This window comes from Azonexus sp., from assembly GCF_041909095.1.
Classification (GTDB): Bacteria; Pseudomonadota; Gammaproteobacteria; order Burkholderiales; family Rhodocyclaceae; genus Azonexus.
On record NZ_JAYREB010000001.1, the window covers coordinates 711668 to 730643 of the forward strand.

Sequence of the window (18976 nt, forward strand, 5' to 3'; positions counted from 1 at the left end):
TGCTTCAGTTCCCCGCGACGATGCTCATCACCGCCATGCGCACGGCGATGCCGAAGGTGACCTGGTTGAGGATGACGGCCTGCGGACCGTCGGCGACCGCCGAGTGGATCTCGACGCCGCGGTTCATCGGCCCCGGGTGCATGACGATGGCGTCCGGCTTGGCTAGTGCCAGCTTCTGCGGCGTCAGGCCGTAATGGCGGAAGTATTCGCCGGCCGACGGCAGCAGGGCACCGTTCATGCGTTCGTTCTGCAGGCGCAGCATGATCACCACGTCGCAGTCCTTGAGGCCTGCCGCCATGTCGTGGAAGACATGCACGCCGAGCTTGTCGAGGTGCTTGGGGAGCAGGGTTTCCGGGCCGATGGCGCGGACTTCCGGGACGCCGAGCGTGGTCAGCGCGTGGATGTCGGAGCGGGCGACGCGCGAGTGCAGGAGGTCGCCGACGATGGCCACGCGCAGGTTGGAGAAGTCCTTCTTGTAGTGACGGATCGTGTACATGTCGAGCATGCCCTGCGTCGGGTGGGCATGGCGGCCGTCGCCGGCATTGACGACGTGGATGTCGTCGCGGCCGATACGCCGCAGGTGCTCGGCGATCAGGTAAGGCGCGCCGGAAGAGGCGTGGCGGACGACGAAGAGGTTGGCGTCCATCGCGCAGAGGTTGTCGATGGTGTCGAGCAGGGTCTCGCCCTTGGCCGTCGACGAACGGCCGATGTCGAGGTTGATGACGTCGGCCGACAGGCGCTTGGCGGCGATCTCGAAGGTGGTGCGGGTGCGCGTCGAATTCTCGAAGAACAGGTTGAAGACGCTCTTGCCGCGCAGCAGCGGCACCTTCTTCACCTCGCGGCTGGAGATTTCCATGAAGGATTCGGCGGTGTCGAGGATCTGCGTCATGATCGAGCGCGGCAGACCTTCGGTCGACAGCAGGTGGATCAGTTCGCCCTTGTCGTTGAGCTGCGGATTAAGCATGTTCCAGCCTCCAGGCCAGTTGATCGCCTTCGTCGCGGCCCAGGACCAGGCTCTGCCCCGGCGCCAGCGCCACGTCCCAGACCCGCCAGGTCGCCGCCACCGGCAGCTCGCGCCCACCGCGGTCGGCGAGGACGGCGAGATCGACCGCCGCCGGCCGCCCGTAATCGAACAATTCGTTGATCGCCGCCCGCGTCGTCCGCCCGGTGTAGAGCACGTCGTCGACCAGGACCAGGTGGCGGCCTTCGACCTCGAAGGGAATCAGCGTCGGCTTGACCTGCGGGTGCAAGCCCTTCTCGGCAAAATCGTCGCGGTAGAAGGAAACATCGATCAGGCCGATTTCCTCGGTCAGGCCGAGCAGTTCGCGCAGGCGTTCGGCGATCCAGGCGCCGCCGCTGTAGATGCCGACCAGCGCGGGATTCTTCGGCAACAGCGGGCGAATCAGTTCGGCCAGTTGCCGGCACTGGGCTTCGGCATCGGGCAAGGGGTCATTGGCTAGCATGCGACGAACTTTCGAACCAGGTTTGGAGAATCAGTTGGGCGGCGACCGCATCGAGCAGCGGCTTCGCCGACTTGGCATTGCGTCCGGTCTCGCGCAGGCGCGCCTCGGCGTCGAGCGAACTGAGCCGCTCGTCGGCCATGGCGACCGGCAGATTGAACCGTTTTTGCAGACGTTCGGCGAACTTCGTCGCCAGACGGGTCATTTCGTGCGGCGTGCCGTCGGCATGCGTCGGCAGACCGACGACCAGATGCTCCGGCTGCCACTCGGCGATCAGCTTGCCGATCGCCGCGAAGCGGTCATCGTTCGACTCGGCGTGGATCACCGTCAGCGGATGCGCCGAAGCGAGCAGCGTCTCGCCGGTGGCGACGCCGATCCGCTTGGCGCCGAAATCGAATGCGAGCACCGTCCCCACGTCAGGCGTGACCGGCGACGTCGGAAAGCTGCGAGAAACTGACGCCCAGTTTCTGCATCGCCGCCGGCAGGCGTTCTTCCGGCGGCAGGTCGAAGAGGATCGCCGATTTTGCCGGCACCGTCAGCCAGGAATTCTGCGCCAGCTCTTCCTCGAGCTGGCCGGCGTCCCAGCCGGAATAGCCGAGCGAGACGAGGATTTCCGCCGGCAATCCCTCCTTGCCGACGGCAGCGAGGATGTCACGCGAGCTGGTGAGCCCGATCTCGCTGCTGATCGCCAGCGTCGACTGCCAGTGACCGACCGGCCGATGCAGCACGAAACCGCGGTCGAGCTGCACCGGCCCGCCGAAATACACCGGCAGATCGGCCAGCCCCGGCTGTTCGAGCTGGATGTCGATCTTCTCGAACAGGCCGGCGAGATTCATGTCGAGCGGCCGGTTGACGATGATGCCCAGCGCGCCGTTCTCGTTGTGCTCGCAGATATAGACGAGCGCATTCGAGAAATAGGGGTCTTCCAGCGCCGGCATGGCGATCAGGAAGTTGTCGGTCAGGTTGACGTTGTCCATGGGTGGCAATTTTAAAGGAAAACCCGGCTGCTGCCGCGCCGATCGCCGTCACGGAACGGTAACAACGCTGCATTAATCTGCCCTACTCACCGCCCACCGACCTCCGGCATGCCCAGCCTTTCCCTTCCCCGCCACCTGCCCACCCCGGCCGCCCTGCTGCGCTTCGCCGCGCCGGCGGCGACGGCGCTCGTGGCACTGGCCGGCAGCTGGCTGTTCGGCGGCCTGGCCGGCGACTTCCTGCTGCCGGCCAGCGCCCCGGTGCACATCGCCGAGCATCGCCCGCAGCCGCTCGCCGAACGCCTGGCCGGCCGCCTCGCCTTCGCCGGCAGCACACCCAGCACTGCGGCAGCGCCGCTCAACCTGACGCTGGCTGGCATCAGCGCCTCCGCCGACGCCAGCGTGGCACGCGCGCTGATCCGCGTCGAAGGGCAAGCCGGCCTGCGCCTTGTCGCCATCGGTGACGAGATCGGCAACGGCCTGCGCCTGCGTGCCATCGAAAGCGATGCCGTGACCCTCGCCGGTCCCGCCGGCGACAGCCGGCTGACCCTGCCCAAACCCGCCAAACTCACGCCCACCACCGACCCCGATGACTGACCCGATCCGCCACGCCTGCCGCCTCGCCGGGCTGCTGGCCGGCCTCTGCCTGCCGCTGGCCGGCCACGCCGCGCCGCAGGAACCGCTGACCATCAACTTCGTCGGCGTCGATGTCGAATCGGCGGTGAAAGCGGTCGGCCAGGTAACCGGGCGCAACTTCGTCATCGACCCGCGCGTCAAGGGCAGCATCAACATCGTCTCGAACCGGCCGATGGCGCCGGAAACCGCCTACCAGACCCTGGTCGCCGCGCTGCGCCTGCAGGGCTTCGCGGTCGTCGAAGGCAGGAACGTCACACGCATCCTGCCCGAGGCCGATGCCCGCAGCCAGCCCGGCCCGGTGCGCGGCAACGCCGGCAGCGGCGAGGAGATCATCACCCGCGTTTTCCAGGTGCGCTACGAATCGGCGCCGCAACTGGTCAATGCGCTGAAACCGTTGGTCGGCGCCAACCAGTCGATCACCGCCAACGCCGCCAGCAACACCCTGGTCATTTCCGAATCGGCCGACAACCTGCGCCGCATCGAGCGCATCCTTGCCGCGATCGACGTGCCGCGTGGCGACGAACCGCAGGCGCTGGCGCTGCAACACGTCTCGGCGCTCGAAGTGGCCCGCCACCTGCAAACGCTGTTCGGCGCCGGCGGCAACGGCGCCTTCGCGGTCAGCGCCGACCTGCGCGGCAACCGGCTCTTCCTGCGCGCCGACAACCCCGCCTTGCTGTTGCGCGCCGTCGGCATCGCAGTGGCGATGGACAAGCCGGAAGCCGGCCTCGGCAACATCCGCGTCATCCCGCTGCGTCATGCCGACGCGACGCGCATCGCCGAAACCCTGCGCGCCCTGCTCGGCACCGAGAGCGGCAGTGGCACGAGCAATGCCACGACCAGCACGCCGCTTTCCAGCTCGGGCGCAGCCAAGACCAGCGGCGACAGTTCGAGCACCAAGCTCGCCGAAACCACCAACAATTTCAGTAGCAACAGCAACAGCGGCAACGGATTGGTCGCCGGCAGCATGATCCAGGCCGACGCGGCCAGCAACTCGCTGCTCATCACCGCCCCCGACAGCATCTTCGCCAACCTGCAGAACGTCGTCGGCATGCTCGACCGGCGCCGCGCCCAGGTGCACATCGAGGCGCTGATCGTCGAACTCTCGGCTGAGCGCGCCGCTGAATTCGGCATCCAGTGGCAGGATCTGAGCGGGCTATCGAAAAACGGCGTCAGCGTCATCGGCGGCACCAACTTCGGCAACAGCAGCCAGAACATCGTCTCGGCGGCGACCAGCGTCGCCAATGCCGGGCGCGGCCTCAACTTCGGCATCGTCAACGGCACCATCAACGTGCCCGGCCTCGGCACCATCACCAACCTCGGCCTGCTCGCCCGCTTCCTGGAAAGCGAAGCGCAGGCCAACATCCTGTCCACGCCGAGCATCATGACGCTGGACAACGAAGAGGCGAAGATCGTCATCGGCCAGAACCTGCCCTTCATCACCGGCTCCTACAGCGCAACCAGCGGCAGCAACGCGGTGACGCCCTTCCAGACCTACGAACGGCGCGACGTCGGGCTGACGCTGAAGGTCAAGCCGAAGATCACCGAGGGCGGCGTCGTCCATCTGCAGATTTACCAGGAAGCCTCGTCGGTGCAGACCGGCACCGCCAGCAACGCCTCCGGCCCGGTGACCAACAAGCGCTCGCTGGAATCCAGCGTGCTGGTCGATGACGGCCGGCTGATCGTCCTCGGCGGCCTGATCGAGGACAAGCTGGGCAATGACGAGGAAAAGGTGCCGGTGCTCGGCGACGTGCCGGTGCTGCGCAACCTCTTCCGCTACGAGAACCGCAGCCGCAAGAAAACCAACCTGATGGTCTTCCTGCGCCCGAGCATCGTCCGCGACACGCGCGACTACGAAGCCCTGACCGAGGACCGCTACCGCGAACTGCTCGACGTCCAGGCGCGGCAACGCACGCTCAACCCGCCGCCCTGGGGCGAGCGCTCGACGCCGACCCTGCCGGCGCTGCCGGCGCCCGCGACGACGCCATGAGCCTGCCCCGCCTGCCCTACGCCTTCGCCCGCGCCGCCGGCATCCTGCCCGGGGAGCAGGCGGACAGCGTCTTCTACCGCGCCGACGGCCCGCCGCCGCTGGCCGCGCTGGCCGAACTGGCGCGGGTCGCCGACCGCCCGCTGCGCCCGCTGCCGCTGCCCACCGACGACTTCGAGCGCCGCCTCGCCAGCGCCTACGCCGGCGGCGAACAGAGCGCCGCCGAAGTCGCCAGCGACATCGGCCAGGACCTCGACCTCGCCCGCCTGGTCGAGGAACTGCCGCCGGTCGAGGACCTGCTCGACGCCCGCCACGACGCACCGATCATCCGCATGATCAACGCCCTGCTCACCCAGGCGGCGCGCGAGAACGCCTCCGACATCCACATCGAAGCCTACGAGCGGCAATCGGTCGTCCGCTTCCGCCTCGACGGCGTGCTGCACGACGTCGTCGCGCCGAAGCGCGCGCTGCACGCGGCGATGGTATCGCGGATCAAGATCATGGCCGGCCTCGACATCGCCGAGAAGCGCCTGCCGCAGGACGGCCGGCTGAGCGTGCGGATCGCCGGCCGCGGCATGGACGTGCGCGTCTCGACGCTGCCCGCCAGCCACGGCGAACGGGTGGTCCTGCGCCTGCTCGACAAGGACCCGCAACGCCTCGACCTCGCCCGCCTCGGCATGGCCGCCGATACGCTGTCCCGCGTTGACCGACTGATCCGCCAGCCGCACGGCATCCTGCTCGTTACCGGGCCAACCGGCTCGGGCAAAACGACGACGCTGTACGCCGCTCTGTCGCGCCTCGACGCCCGTCGGCAGAACATCATGACGGTCGAGGACCCGGTCGAATACGACCTGCCGGGAATCGGCCAGACCCAGGTCAATCCGCGCATCGAACTCGATTTCGCCAAGGCCCTGCGCGCCATCCTGCGCCAGGACCCGGACGTCGTCATGATCGGCGAAATCCGCGACGCCGAAACCGCGCAGATCGCCGTCCAGGCCAGCCTGACCGGCCACCTGGTACTGGCCACGCTGCACACCAACGACGCGGTGAGCGCGGCGACCCGCCTGACCGACATGGGCATCGAACCCTTCCTGCTCTCGTCGTCGCTGCTCGGCGTCCTTGCCCAGCGCCTGGTGCGCCGCCTCTGCCCGCATTGCCGGCAACCCGGCCCGCCCGCCAGCGACGCCGGCCTGCCGGCGGAGATCGGCCGCCTCTGGCAGGCCGCCGGCTGTACGCACTGCGCCCACACCGGTTACCTCGGCCGACTCGGCGTCTACGAACTGCTCGAGATCGACGACGCGCTGCGCCCGCTGCTCCATCAGCAGAGCGGCGAAGCGGCGCTGCGGGCGGCGGCATCCGGCCTGCGCCTGCTGCACGAGGACGGGCTACGCTGGCTGGCGGCTGGCGAGACCTCGCTCGAAGAACTGCTGCGCGTGACGCGCGCCTGACGAAAAGCCGCCGATGCCCGCCTTCCACTACCGCGCCATTGCCCTCGACGGCCGCGAAAGCAGCGGCACCGTCGACGCCGAAAGCAGCCGCCAGGCGCGCGCCAGCTTGCGCGAGCAAGGCCTGCTCGCCGTCGACCTGAAAGCGGCGCGCGCCGCCGGCACCCAGCGCAAGCTGCCGCGCCTCGGCAACACAGCGCTGATGCTGCTGACCCGCCAGTGGTCGACGCTGCTCGCCGCCGGCATCCCGGTCGAGCGGGCACTGGCGGCGCTCGCCGAACAGAGCGACGACGCCCCGACGCGCGCGCTGCTCGGCGCGATCCGCGACGAACTGCAGGCCGGCCACCCGCTGCATCGCGCGCTGGAGAACTTCCCGCAAACCTTCAACCGCCTCTACTGCGCGCTGGTCGCCGCCGGCGAGCAGAGCGGCCAGCTCGACCAGGTCATGCAGCGCCTCGCCGACAGCCTGGAAAGCAGCGGCGCGCTGCGCCAGAAGGTGTTGCAGGCGACCATCTACCCGGTGCTCGTGGTCATCGTCGCCAGCGCCGTGATCGGCGCCCTGATGCTCTACGTCGTGCCGCAGGTGGTCGCCGTCTTCACTAGCGGCAAGCACGCGCTGCCCTTCCTGACCCGGGCGCTGATCGCCGTCAGCGACTTGCTGCGCGCCACCTGGCCGCTGCTTGCCGTCGTTTTCGGCGGCGGCCTGTGGGCCTTCCGCCGCGCCTGGCGCAACGAGGATTTCCGCCACGCCCGCCAGTTGCAACTCTTGCGCCTGCCGGTCCTCGGCCGCCTGCTGCAGGCGCTCGACAGCGCCCGCCTGGCGCAGACCCTGGCCATCCTGGTGAGCAGCGGCGTGCCCTTGCTCGCCGCCCTCGACGCCGGCTGCGCCGTGCTCTGGCTGCTGCCGCTGCGCCGCGCGCTGGCGACGGCGAGCGGCGAAGTGCGCGAAGGTGCCAGCCTGCACCGCGCGCTCGCCCGCTCCGGCCGTTTTCCGCCGCTGCTGGTGCACATGATCGGTAGCGGCGAAGCCTCCGGGCGCCTCGGCGAAATGCTGGAAAAGGCCGCCCGCCAGCAAAGCGACGAGGTCGCCGCCCGCCTCGGCACCGCCACCGCGCTGCTCGAACCGCTGCTCATCCTGGCCATGGGCGGCATCGTCCTGGTCATCGTCCTCGCCATCCTGCAACCGATCATCGAGATCAACCAACTGCTGCACTGAGCCCATGCCCAAACATCCCGCCCGCCAGACCGGCTTCACCCTGATCGAAGTCATGGTCGTCGTCGTCATCCTCGGCATCCTCGCCGCCCTCGTCGTGCCCAAGGTGATGAGCCGCCCCGACGAGGCGCGCCAGGTCGCCGCTCGCCAGGACATCGGCGGCCTGCTGCAGGCGCTCAAGCTCTACCGCCTCGACAACCGCCGCTACCCGAGCAGCGAACAGGGCCTGCGCGCCCTGGTCGAGAAACCGGCGCAACCGCCGCTGCCCGACAACTGGAAACCCGGCGGCTACGTCGAGCGCCTGCCGCTCGATCCCTGGGGCCAGCCCTACCAGTACCTGAACCCCGGCCTGCGCGGCGAGATCGACGTCTTCAGCTTCGGTGCCGACGGGGTCGCCGGCGGCGAGGGCGCTGATGCGGACATTGGCAACTGGGCGCTGTGAGGCCGGGCAGACCGGCTTCACGCTGGTCGAGATCCTGGTCGCGCTGGCCATCGTCGCCATCCTCGCCGGCGGTGTCGCGCTGACCTTGCCCGATCCGGCGCGCGCCGCCCAACTGGCGACGGCGCAGGCCCTGCACGCGCAGGCGGCGAGCGCCGCCCGTCACGCGCGCAGCGAAGCGCAGCCCTGGGCCTGGCAGGTCGACGCCGACGGCGGCCGCCTGCTGGTCGCCGAAGATGGCCGCTGGCAAGCGGCCGGCAAGCCGGTCAGCAGCAGTGGCCTGAGCATCGACGGGCCGGAAATCGACGGCGTCCAGCGGCCGCCCGGTAGCGCCATCGTTTTCGCCGCCGTGCCGCCGATTTTCAGCGTCGACCTGCAGGGCGACGGCCGCCGCTGGCGCATCGCCGGCCAGCCGAACGGCCGGGTGACGCTGGAGCAACTGCAATGATCCTTGAAACCTCAGCTGACCACTTATCTTTCCTTGTACAGCCGCATGAATGCTGACCTCAGTGCCCACGATATGGCACACCTTTTGGGTGATGGCGCTACGCGGCCGTTGACACGTCCGGACGGGCGCCCAGCTTTGGCGCTTCCTCCTTGCAGGCATGAGCCTGCCGCGTCGTCGCTTCGCGCTGGCCATCCCGTCCAAACGCGCCAGCGGCCGCGTTCAACTGAGGTTTCAAGGATGAAACCCCGGGCCGGCGGTTTCACCCTGCTGGAGATCCTCGTCGCCCTCGCCATCCTCGCCCTCGCCCTGGGCGCCGCGGCGCGCGCCGGCGGGACGGCGACGGAGACGACCGGCGGCCTGCGCGAACGCCTGCTCGCCGGCTGGGTGGCGGAAAACCAACTGGCCCTGCTGCACGCCGAACGCGCCTGGCCCGACCCGGGCAGCAGCCTGGGCAGCAGCCGGCTGGCCGGGCGCGATTTCGCCTGGCGCATGCAGGTGACGGCCGCCGCCCAGGGTCAGTTCCGCCGCGTCGAGATCCTTGTCCGCGCCGCCGATGCCGCGCCCGACAGCGTCGCCGCGCGCTACACCGGCTATCTGGAGCAACCGTGAGGCAGCGCGGTTTCACGCTGATCGAGATCCTCGTCGCCGTCAGCCTGCTGGCGGTGCTCAGCGTCCTCGGTTACCGCGGCGTCGCCGCGGCGAGCAGCAACGCCGCCCACCTCAGCGGCGAGGCCGGCCGCTGGCAGGACATCGCGCTGGCCCTGGCCCGGGTCGGCGACGACAGCCGGCAGGCGATCGCCGTCGCCGGTCGCGCCGCCGACGGGCGCGAACTTCCCACCTGGCAACTGGGCGGCCAGCCGGCCCAGTTGACGCTGACCCGCGCCGTCGCCGGCGGCGAGCTGCGCCGCCTGGCCTATCGCTGTCAGGCCGGCGGTCTCGAACTGCTGCTCTGGCCGGCCTACGACGCGCCGGCGCCGCGAGTCGGCCACCGCCTGCTCGGCGGAATCACCGGCTGCGAACTGAGCGTGCTCGACCACGAAAGTCGCTGGCTGGCCATCTGGCCGCAGCGCGAAGGCCGGACGCTACCGCGCGCCCTGCGCCTGCGCCTGAGTCTGGCCGAGGGCGGCACGATCGAAAGGATCTTCGATGTCGCCGCCGCCGAATGAGCGCCAGCGCGGCGCCGCCGTGGTCGCCGCGCTGCTCGTCGTGGCCCTGGTCAGCGCGACCATGGCGACGCTGCTGACCGACCTCGACGCCTGGATCGACGACGTGGATAGCGCCCGCGACAAGGCGCAGGCCACCGAGCAGGCGCGCAACGCCGTCGCCTACGCCCGCGCCCTGCTCGCTGCCGACGCCGCCGGCAGCGCCATTGACACGCTGGACGAGGACTGGGCGCGCGAGCTGCCGCCGCTGCGCCACGAAGGCGCCCGCATCGGCGGCCGTATCGTCGACCTGCAGGGCCGCTTCAACCTCAACAACCTGCGCCGCGAGGACGGCCGCCTCGACCCCCAGGCCTTCGCCGCCTACCGCCGCCTGCTGGCCATCCTCGGCCTGCCCGACAAGCTGGCCAACGCGCTGGCCGAACACCTGACCGGCAGCGTTGACGGCGCCGCCGATGGCGCCCCGGCGAGCGGACGACCATTGCTCGCCTTCGGCGAACTGCAAGGCCTGGCCGGCTACGACGCTGGCGTGCTCGCCCGCCTGGCCGGACAGGTCTGCGTCCTCGCCGGCAGCCAGCCGGTCAACGTCAATACCGCGCCGGCCGCCGTCCTTTCGGCGCTGCAACCCGGTCTTTCGCCGGCCGCCGCGGCCAGTCTCGCCAGCGGCCGGCGCGGCCTGCCCTTCCGCGACAGCGGCGATTTCCGCAACCGCCTCGGCGACCCCGGTCTGCCCGGCAGCCTGTTGCCGATCGCCGCCGCCAGCCGCCACTTCCTGATCGAAATCGAGGTCGACCGCGACCGGGCGCGCAGCCGCGTCGCCAGTCTGGTCCGCCGCAACGCCAACGGCAGATTGCCGGAAATCGTCTGGCAAACCCTTCTATGAACCAGATCCTGACCCTGATCATCCCTTCCGGCTGGCCGCAGGAAAGCCGCGCCTGCCCCTGGCAACTGCACGCCGCCGACGGCCGCCTGCTGGCGCAAGGCTGCGCCGAGCCCGGCCAATGGCCGGCCGCCGACGACGGCGACCGTTGCCGGTTGCTCCTCGCCGGCCGCCAGGTCGCCGCCCAGCCGGCCCGCCTGCCACCGCCCCCGCAGGGCGAACGCCAGGCGGTGATCGCCGCCGCGCTCGAAGACAGCCTGCTCGAACCGGCCGAGCACCTGCTGTTCGTGCTTGACCCGACGCCGCTGGCCGACGGCCGGCGCTGCGTCGCCAGCGTCGGCCGCGCCCGCCTCGCCGCCCTTTGCCAGCGCCTGCGCGAACTGGGCTGGCCGCCCGCCGCCGCCTGGCCGCTGGCGCTGGCGCTGCCGTCCGGGCAGGCGCTGGCGCTCGGTGGCGAGCTGAGCCTGCGCCAGGACGAGGGTTTCGTCGCCCTGCCGCTCGACGCCACGCTGGCCGACTGGCTGGACCTGCTGGCACCTGCCACGCCGCTCCGCGCCAGCGCGCTCGACGCCGACGCCGCGCACACCCTGGCGGCGGCGGGCAAGCGCCTGCAGGCCGAAGAACTGCCGCCCTTGCGCATCCCGGACGGGCCCGGCTTCCTGGTCGGCGAGCTGGCGCCGCCGCGCCCCCATGTGGACTGGGCACGCCGCCTGCGGCCAGCCTTGCGCCTCGCCGCCGGCCTCGGCGCGCTGCTGGTGCTGACGGCGGCCGGCCAATGGGGCTGGCACGCCTGGCAGGCGCGTCAGTTGCGCAGCGAGATCGCCCGCCAGTTCGGCGCAATCCTGCCGCAGACGCCAATGGTCGATCCCATCCTGCAGGCACGGCGTCAGCTCGCCAGTCGCTTGCAGAGCAGCGGCGCCCTGGCCGCCGACGACTTTCTGGTGCTCGCCGATACGCTCGCCGATCTGCCGCCGGAGCAACTGCCCTTGCAGGCGCTGGCTTACGCCGACGGTCGCCTGCACGTCAGCGTCGCCCGCCTCGACGCCGGCGCCACCGAGCGTCTGGCCGCCGCCGCCCGGCAGCGCGGCCTGACGCTGAGCCCGCCGGCCGGAACGCCGCCCGAATTCACCCTGAGTGCCGGAGAACGCCGATGAAAGCCGATCTCGCCCCCGCCTGGCGGCGCCGTGCCGCCATTTTCTGGGCCGCCCGCTCGCCGCGCGAACAGGGCATCCTGCGCCTGGCTGCGATCGTCCTCGGCCTGGCGATCGCCGGCCAACTGCTGTGGCAACTCGAAGACGCCCGCCGCCGGCAACTGCGCCAGCTACCGGAACTCGCGGCGCAGGCGACGCAGTTGGCGGCACTCGCCGCTGCCTGGCAAGGTCTGGCGGCGACGCCGGTCGCGCCGGTCGACGCGGCGGCGCTGCGCAGCGTCGTGCAGACGCGGCTGGGCGAACTCGGGCCGGACATCGCTGCGCACTGGGAGGACGACGGCCGCCTGACGCTGCGCGGCAGCACCGGGCTGGCTGGCTGGCTGCGCTGGACCGCCGCCGTGCACGAGGAACACCGGCTGCGCCTGGAAAGCTGCCGCGTCACCGGCAGCGGCGCAACGCTGCAGATCGAGGCCAGCTACCGGGCCGCCGGCCGGCCGTCATGATCGGCCGCCTGCTGCTGACGCTGGCTTGCCTGGCGCTGATCCTGGCCCAGTTGCCAGCCCACCTTGCCGGCCGCCTGCTCGCCGCTGCCTGCGCCGAGCGCTGCCGGCTGGCGACAACCAGCGGCACGCTGTGGCGCGGCCAGGGGCAGTTGTATATTGCCAGCGACAAGGACTGGCACGCCCTCGGCCTGCTCGCCTGGCAACTGCCGGCCGGCGACGCGCTGGCCCGCGCCCGCCTGGAACAGGGCCAGATCGTCTGGTCCGCCCCCGGGCGCATCGACATCGACGGCATCAGCCTGCCGGCAGCCGCACTGCTCTCCCAGCCAGAACTCGATCTGCCGCTCGGTAGCTGGCAGGGAACGCTGCAATTGAAGGCCACCCGGCTGCAGTGGGCACTCACCTCGAAGACCACCCGGGCGAACGGCGAACTGCACTGGCTGGGCGCGGCGAGCGGCTTGCTTGGCGAGCGACCGCTCGGCGACTATCGTTTCGACTGGCATTGGGACGGCGAGACAGCTGACGCCGCTATCAGCGGCGGCCGCCCCGGCGAAATCCGCGTCGCCGGCCGTCTCGATCCCCCGCGCCTGCATGGCGGGATCGAACTGCAGGGCGAGGCCGGCCGCTTCCTGGCTCCTTACCTGAGCCTGCTGCCCGGGCTTGCCGGAAATGACGAAGACGGCCGCTACACGGTCGATTACCGCTGGCACTGAAACACCCCGGTCATCGGCACGTCATCATCGCTACCGATAATCAGCGGCGTTTTCCTCCCACTCCATTCCGAGATGACACTCATGTCCGACACCCTGACCAAGCACCACCCCGCGTCGCCGAATGGCTGCGACGACGTCTGCCACAACGACTCCGGCAACACCGAATTTGCCAGCGTCCTCAACGCCCGCCTGTCTAGGCGCAACCTGCTCAAGGGCGGCTTCGGGCTGGCTGCCGGCAGCTTCATGAGCTTCGGCCTGACCGGCTGCCTGAGCAGTGGCGGTGGCAGCAAGAAGGACGACGCGTTCAAGCTTGGCTTCACCGCCGTCGCCAAGGGCATCGAAGACGCGCTGCGCATCCCGACCGGCTACAGCTTCAGCGCCCTCTACCGTCTCGGTGACCCGCTCAACTCCACCACCGCCGCCTACGCCAACGACGGCACGGACAGCGCCGCCAGCTTCCAGTTCCGCGCCGGCGACCACCACGACGGAATGGCCTATTTCGGCCTCAACGCCGCCGGCCTGGCCAAGGACCTGAGCAACAACGCGCGTGGCCTGCTGTGCATGAACCACGAAAACATCACGCAGATCTTCCTGCATACCGCCGCCGAAGTCGGCGCCGGCTTCGACAACACCGCCCGCGTTCCGGCGCAGATCGACAAGGAAGTCAACGCACACGGCATCTCGGTGATCGAAGTGCTCAAGGGCACGAATTTCTCGATCAACCAGCTTTCCGGCTTCAACCGCCGCTACACCGCGCTCAGCAACATGGAAATCAGCGGCCCGGCCGCCGGCGACGACCTGCTGGTCACCGCCTACTCGACCACCGGCGCCGCCACCCGCGGCACGCTGAACAACTGCGCCAACGGCGTCACGCCGTGGGGCACCTACCTGACCTGCGAGGAAAACTGGGCCGGCTACTTCAAGCGCCCGGCGAGCAACACGCTGAGCGCCAAGGCCGCCGCCGCGCAGAACCGCTACATCGGCAGCGGCGTCAACAACGGCAGCTACGGCTGGGCCAACCCGGCCGGCGGTGATACCAGCGGCACTGGCCAGTACGACCGCTGGAACATTACGCCGACCGGCGCCACTGCCGCCGCCGATTACCGCAACGCCGCCAACACCATGGGCTGGGTGGTCGAGATCGACCCCTTCGCCCCCGGCGCCACGCCGCGCAAGCGCACCGCCATGGGCCGCTTCGGCCACGAAGGCGCGATGCCGGCCAAGGCGGTGGCCGGCAAGCCGCTGGTCTACTACATGGGCGACGACGCCCAGGGCGAATACATCTACAAGTACGTCTCCAACGCCAACTGGGACGCCGCCGATGCCAACGGCGGCCTGACCGCCGGCAACAAGTACCTGGACGACGGCAAACTCTACGTCGCCACCTTCAATGCCGACGGTTCGGGCACGTGGACCGAACTCTCCATCGCCAACGCAGCGATTGCCGCGGCCGCCTACGGCTTCGCCGACCAGGCCGACGTCTGCATCAACTGCCGCCTGGCCGCCGACGCCGTTGGCGCAACGCCGATGGACCGCCCGGAATGGACTGGCGTCCATCCGGTCACCGGCGACATCTACATCACGCTGACCAACAACAGCAAGCGCGGCTCGACCGGCCTGACCACCGGCGGCAAGTCCTACGGCCTGGACGCCGCCAACCCGCGCTACTATGACGACGGTGAAGGCGGCAAGGGCAACCCCAACGGCCACATCGTGCGCATCCGCGAAACCGGCAGCGACCACGCGGCGACCACCTTCGCCTGGGACGTCTACCTGTTCGGCGCCGAGAACGACCAGTTCGGCAACGCCTCGATCAACATCTCCGGCCTTACCGACGACAACGACTTCTCGAGCCCGGACGGCCTCTGGTTCAGCCAGGCGGTACCCGGCCTGATGTGGCTGCAGACCGACGACGGCGCCTACACCGACGTCACCAACTGCATGATGCTGGCGGCCCTGCCCGGTCAGCAGGGCGATGGCGGACCGGTCAATGTCACCAGCACCGCCGTGCCAAGCAATGCCAACGCCGATCAGACGGTCACCACCCACGCTGGTGCCGACGCCACCGCAGCGACGCTGCGCCGCTTCCTGGTCGGCCCGGCCGGCTGCGAGATCACCGGCATCACCGAAACGCCGGACGGCAAGACGCTGTTCGTCAATATCCAGCATCCGGGCGAACGCACCGCCGCCGCCGACATCGGCACCCCGGCCAACTTCCAGAGTCACTGGCCGGAAGGCGGCAACGCCCGGCCGCGGTCGACCACGGTCGTCATCACCAAGGACGACGGCGGCATCGTCGGCGCCTGATTCTCTCTGGCAATATCTTTCTGCCCGCCTCATCGGCGGGCTTTTTTTTCAAGAAGGGAAGAAAATCATGCAAAAAACCCGCATCGCCCTCGCCTGTGCCCTCCTCTTCGGCCTTGCCGGCTGCCTCGGTAGCGACGGCGGCTCGAGCACCGTCAGCGGCCGTTTCCTCGACGCCGCGGTAAGTGGCATCGACTGGGCGGCCTCGCCCTCCGGCAAGAGCGGCACGACTGGCGACGACGGCCGCTTCGAATGCCGCAAGGGCGACACCGTCAGCTTCTCGCTGGCTGACATCGAACTCGGCAGCGCCGCCTGCGCCACCACCGTCACCCCGCTGGAACTGGCTGGCGTCGCCGCCTGGAGCGAGAGCACGCAGGGCGTCAACAACCGCCTGCTGTTGCTGCAGATTCTCGACGAAGACGACAACCCGGCCAACGGCATCCGCATCACGCCGGCGGTGATCGCCGCGCTGGCCGGCAAAACCATCGACTTCAACCTCGCCGCCAGCGATTTCCGGACCGCGCTGGCCGCGCTGCTGCCGGCTGGCGTCAATGACGCCTTCGGTCAGCCCTACGCCGCCCGCGTCCCGAACGACGAACGCGAAGCGCTCGCCCGCGAGCACTTCGAAGGCACGCTGGCAACCGCGCTCGGCCAGGGCGAAACTTCGTCGCAGACACAGGCCAGCGCCGGCGGCACGATCGCCGTCACGAAGTACACGCTCGCCGCGGCAGACGCCCTGCACGTCGCCTACCCGGGCAGCAACGCCGCCATCGCCGCCGATTTCCCGCATGGTTTCTTCCCCGCCGCCGGCTCCGGTCTCGCCTTCAAGGGCAAGGCCAGCGACGGCACGCTGAGCTTCTACGGCATCACCGACCGCGGCCCCAACGGTGACGCGCCGGCCACGGTCAGCAACCCGGACGGCAAGGCGAGCAAGGTCTTCCCCTCGCCCGACTTCGTGCCGTCGATCGCGACCATCGTCATCGACCGCGACGGCGCCCGCATCGACCAGTTGCTGACGCTGAAGAGCGCCGCCGGCACACCGATCAGCGGCCGCCCGCTACCGGCCGGCGCGGTCGGCAATTCGGGCGAAATCCCGCTCACCGACGCCTTCACCTACGACGCCGCGCGCGCCGGCTACGACAGCAACGGCCTCGACCCGGAAAGCCTGATCTACGACAGCGCCAACGGCGTCTTCTGGACCTCCGACGAGTACGGCCCCTTCATCGCCAAGATCGACGCGGCGACCGGCAAGATCGTCCAGAAATACCAGCCGGGCACTGCCGCCGGCGACCTGCCGGCGGTGCTCGCCCATCGTCGCGCCAACCGCGGCATGGAAGGCCTGACCATGAGCGGCGGCGTCCTGCACGGTTTCCTGCAGAGCCCGATCGAGCCCTTCGACGCCAAGGGCAAGTCGATCGAAGCGGTCGACGTCAGCGACCTCGACGAAGACGGCAAGACCAGCGACAAGGTCAAGGTCAAGGACTTCGCGCGCTTCGCCCGCTGGCTCGCCTTCGACCCGGCGACCGGCACTTCCCATCTCTACGCCTACCCGCTCGATTACGCGATTGCTGGCGAAAAGTGGTCCAAGAACCGGAGCGGCAGCGCCAAGCTAGGCGATGTCGTGGCCCTGGGCAACAACCGCTTCCTGGTCATCGAACAGGGCGCCGACGCCAACGGTGTGGTCCGCAACTTCCTGATGCTGGTCGAACTGCCGGCCAACGCGACCGACATCGCCGGCGACGGCTACGGTCTGGAAATGAACAGCATCGACGGCAGCACGCTGACCGACACCACGCGTAGCTGGGCCAGCGTCGTGCCGCTGCGCAAGCGCCTGCTGGTCGACCTCAACGCGCTCGGCTGGAAGGCCGAGAAGGCCGAGGGGCTGACCCTGGTCGACGGGCAGACAATCGCACTGATCAACGACAACGACTTCGGCCTGCGCTCGATCCTGGTCGACGCCGCCGGCAACGAGGTCGATGGCAGCCCGGAAGACTGCACGCTCGACGCCTCGACCGGTGCGCTGAGCAACTGCCCGAACGCTGCCACTGGCGCCCGCGTCACCCGCGGCAAGGCCACCGAACGGCCGACCCGGCTGTGGTTGCTGAAGCTGCCGCAAGCCTTGAGCAGCTACACGATGAACTGAAGCCGCCAGCAGAGCGGATCACTTTCGGCCACCCCGCGCGGGGTGGCCTTTTTCTTGGAGATGCGCCGGCCACTATAATCGGCCGATGGAAAACGCTCCCGCCCTCGTCTGGTTCCGCCGCGACCTGCGCGACCACGACCACGCCGCCCTCGCCGCCGCGCTGGCCAGTGGCCGCCCGGTGTATTGCGCCTTCGTCTTCGATACCGACATTCTCGACGCCCTGCCGACGCGCGCCGACCGCCGCGTCGAGTTCATCCACGCCAGTCTGCTGCAGCTCGACGCCGCGCTACGCCAACGCGGCGGCGGCCTGATCGTCCGCCATGGCCGTGCCGTCGAGGCAATTCCCCGGCTCGCCGGCGAACTCGGCGTCACCAAGGTCTACGCCAACCGCGACTACGAACCGGCGGCGCAGACCCGCGACGCTGCCGTGGACCGCCAACTGGCGGCGGCCGGCGGGAGATTGCAGCTATTCAAGGACCAGACGATCTTCGAGCGCGACGAGTTGCTCACCGGCGCCGGCCGCCCGTACACGGTATTCACCCCGTACAAGAACACCTGGCTGAAGCGCCTGAGCGCCGCCGACCATGCGCCGTTCTCGGCAGCGGGTTGCTTCGCGCCAGTGCCGGAAAACCTGCCGACGCTCGCCGAGCTTGGCTTCATGCCGACCAATCTCGGCGAACTCGGCATCGTTCCCGGGATGGCCGGTGCCCGCCAGTTGTGGGACGAATTCCGCGCCGGCCGCATCCGCCGTTATGGCGCGCTGCGCGACTTCCCCGCGCTCAAGGGCGTCAGCTATCTGTCGGTGCACCTGCGCTTCGGCACCATTTCAATCCGCGAACTGGTCAGCGCGGCGCTCGCCGAGCAGGCCGACGCCTGGCTCAACGAACTGATCTGGCGTGATTTCTACTTCATGATCCTCGACCGCTTCCCGCAGGTCGTCGACCGCGCCTTCAAGCCGGAATACGACGCCATCCGCTGGGCTGACTGGCCGGCCGGGCTGGCCGCCTGGCAGCAGGGACAGACCGGCTACCCGCTGGTCGACGCGGCGATGCGCCAGTTGAACCACAGCGGCTGGATGCACAACCGCCTGCGCATGGTCGTCGCCTCTTTCCTGTGCAAGGACCTCGGCCTCGACTGGCGGCTTGGCGAACGCTACTTCGCCGAGCAGCTCAACGACTTCGACCTGTCGGCCAACAACGGTGGCTGGCAGTGGGCGGCGTCGAGCGGCTGCGACGCGCAGCCTTACTTCCGCATCTTCAACCCGGTGACGCAGTCGGAGAAGTTCGACCCCGAAGGCAAATTCATCCGCCGCTACGTCCCGGAGCTGGCCCGGGTGCCGGACAAGTACATCCACGCCCCGTGGACCATGGGCCGCCTGGAACAGGAAGCGCTCGGCGTCGTCATCGGCCGCGACTATCCGGGGCCGATCGTCGACCACGCGGCGTCGCGCGAGCAGACGCTGGCACGCTACGCGGTGGTGAAGAAGACGGGGTGAAACGGTCGATCGCGGGAAACGCCGTGATCGA

General features: G+C 69.6%; 19 protein-coding genes. 15 read left to right on the plus strand and 4 right to left on the minus strand.

Annotated features, from left to right (window positions below; translation table 11 throughout):
* Nucleotides 1-4: 4 nt before the first annotated feature.
* The 4 genes from ACE3OV_RS03425 to ACE3OV_RS03440 are packed head-to-tail and all read right to left on the minus strand — an operon-like array spanning nucleotide 5 to nucleotide 2437.
* Complete coding sequence (locus ACE3OV_RS03425; protein WP_374325038.1) at nucleotides 5-964, minus strand: aspartate carbamoyltransferase catalytic subunit; 960 nt, start codon at nucleotides 962-964, stop codon at nucleotides 5-7.
* Complete coding sequence (gene pyrR / locus ACE3OV_RS03430) at nucleotides 957-1463, minus strand: bifunctional pyr operon transcriptional regulator/uracil phosphoribosyltransferase PyrR (protein ID WP_374325040.1); 507 nt, start codon at nucleotides 1461-1463, stop codon at nucleotides 957-959. Before pyrR ends, ACE3OV_RS03425 begins: the two co-directional genes overlap by 8 nt.
* On the minus strand, nucleotides 1450-1875 hold the full coding sequence (gene ruvX / locus ACE3OV_RS03435) for a Holliday junction resolvase RuvX (RefSeq protein WP_374325043.1): 426 nt from the start codon (nucleotides 1873-1875) through the stop codon (nucleotides 1450-1452). The genes pyrR and ruvX overlap by 14 nt, the downstream gene beginning before the upstream one ends.
* A gap of 1 nt (nucleotide 1876) precedes the next feature.
* Nucleotides 1877-2437, minus strand: coding sequence for a YqgE/AlgH family protein (locus tag ACE3OV_RS03440; RefSeq protein ID WP_374325045.1), 561 nt, complete (start codon nucleotides 2435-2437; stop codon nucleotides 1877-1879).
* 108 nt (nucleotides 2438-2545) lie between these two features.
* Here ACE3OV_RS03440 and ACE3OV_RS03445 point away from each other — a divergent pair, with 108 nt between their 5' ends.
* From ACE3OV_RS03445 to ACE3OV_RS03515, 15 genes are all read left to right on the plus strand, one after another.
* Nucleotides 2546-3031, plus strand: coding sequence for a type II secretion system protein N (locus tag ACE3OV_RS03445; protein WP_374325046.1), 486 nt, complete (start codon nucleotides 2546-2548; stop codon nucleotides 3029-3031).
* Nucleotides 3024-5057 (plus strand): type II secretion system secretin GspD, encoded by a 2034-nt coding sequence (gene gspD, locus ACE3OV_RS03450; protein ID WP_374325048.1) that lies wholly within the window; start codon nucleotides 3024-3026, stop codon nucleotides 5055-5057. Before ACE3OV_RS03445 ends, gspD begins: the two co-directional genes overlap by 8 nt.
* Nucleotides 5054-6502 (plus strand): type II secretion system ATPase GspE, encoded by a 1449-nt coding sequence (gene gspE / locus ACE3OV_RS03455; RefSeq protein WP_374325050.1) that lies wholly within the window; start codon nucleotides 5054-5056, stop codon nucleotides 6500-6502. Before gspD ends, gspE begins: the two co-directional genes overlap by 4 nt.
* A gap of 13 nt (nucleotides 6503-6515) precedes the next feature.
* Nucleotides 6516-7715: a type II secretion system inner membrane protein GspF gene (gene gspF, locus ACE3OV_RS03460; RefSeq protein WP_374325052.1), complete on the plus strand. Its 1200-nt coding sequence runs from the start codon at nucleotides 6516-6518 to the stop codon at nucleotides 7713-7715.
* 4 nt (nucleotides 7716-7719) lie between these two features.
* A complete protein-coding gene (gene gspG, locus ACE3OV_RS03465; protein ID WP_374325053.1) occupies nucleotides 7720-8154 on the plus strand; it encodes a type II secretion system major pseudopilin GspG in 435 nt (144 codons plus the stop codon).
* Nucleotides 8126-8599, plus strand: coding sequence for a type II secretion system protein (locus tag ACE3OV_RS03470; protein WP_374325055.1), 474 nt, complete (start codon nucleotides 8126-8128; stop codon nucleotides 8597-8599). Before gspG ends, ACE3OV_RS03470 begins: the two co-directional genes overlap by 29 nt.
* 237 nt (nucleotides 8600-8836) lie before the next feature.
* A complete protein-coding gene (gspI, locus tag ACE3OV_RS03475; RefSeq protein WP_374325058.1) occupies nucleotides 8837-9208 on the plus strand; it encodes a type II secretion system minor pseudopilin GspI in 372 nt (123 codons plus the stop codon).
* A complete protein-coding gene (locus ACE3OV_RS03480) occupies nucleotides 9205-9765 on the plus strand; it encodes a type II secretion system protein GspJ (protein WP_374325060.1) in 561 nt (186 codons plus the stop codon). Before gspI ends, ACE3OV_RS03480 begins: the two co-directional genes overlap by 4 nt.
* Entirely contained in the window at nucleotides 9746-10642 is an 897-nt protein-coding gene (gene gspK / locus ACE3OV_RS03485; RefSeq protein ID WP_374325062.1) for a type II secretion system minor pseudopilin GspK, read from the plus strand. Before ACE3OV_RS03480 ends, gspK begins: the two co-directional genes overlap by 20 nt.
* Entirely contained in the window at nucleotides 10639-11793 is a 1155-nt protein-coding gene (gene gspL / locus ACE3OV_RS03490; protein WP_374325064.1) for a type II secretion system protein GspL, read from the plus strand. Before gspK ends, gspL begins: the two co-directional genes overlap by 4 nt.
* The gene (gene gspM / locus ACE3OV_RS03495; RefSeq protein ID WP_374325065.1) at nucleotides 11790-12293 is read left to right on the plus strand and encodes a type II secretion system protein GspM; all 504 of its coding nucleotides are present in this window, start codon (nucleotides 11790-11792) and stop codon (nucleotides 12291-12293) included. Before gspL ends, gspM begins: the two co-directional genes overlap by 4 nt.
* Nucleotides 12290-13003: a hypothetical protein gene (locus ACE3OV_RS03500; protein WP_374325067.1), complete on the plus strand. Its 714-nt coding sequence runs from the start codon at nucleotides 12290-12292 to the stop codon at nucleotides 13001-13003. The genes gspM and ACE3OV_RS03500 overlap by 4 nt, the downstream gene beginning before the upstream one ends.
* Before the next feature lie 81 nt (nucleotides 13004-13084).
* Nucleotides 13085-15310: a PhoX family phosphatase gene (locus tag ACE3OV_RS03505; protein WP_374325069.1), complete on the plus strand. Its 2226-nt coding sequence runs from the start codon at nucleotides 13085-13087 to the stop codon at nucleotides 15308-15310.
* A 67-nt stretch (nucleotides 15311-15377) separates the two neighbouring features.
* Nucleotides 15378-17450, plus strand: a complete 2073-nt coding sequence (locus tag ACE3OV_RS03510; protein ID WP_374325071.1) for an esterase-like activity of phytase family protein — start codon at nucleotides 15378-15380, stop codon at nucleotides 17448-17450.
* 85 nt (nucleotides 17451-17535) lie between these two features.
* Nucleotides 17536-18945 carry a deoxyribodipyrimidine photo-lyase gene (locus tag ACE3OV_RS03515; RefSeq protein WP_374325074.1) on the plus strand — a complete coding sequence of 470 codons (1410 nt, stop codon included), beginning with the start codon at nucleotides 17536-17538 and terminating at the stop codon, nucleotides 18943-18945.
* Nucleotides 18946-18976: the final 31 nt, after the last annotated feature.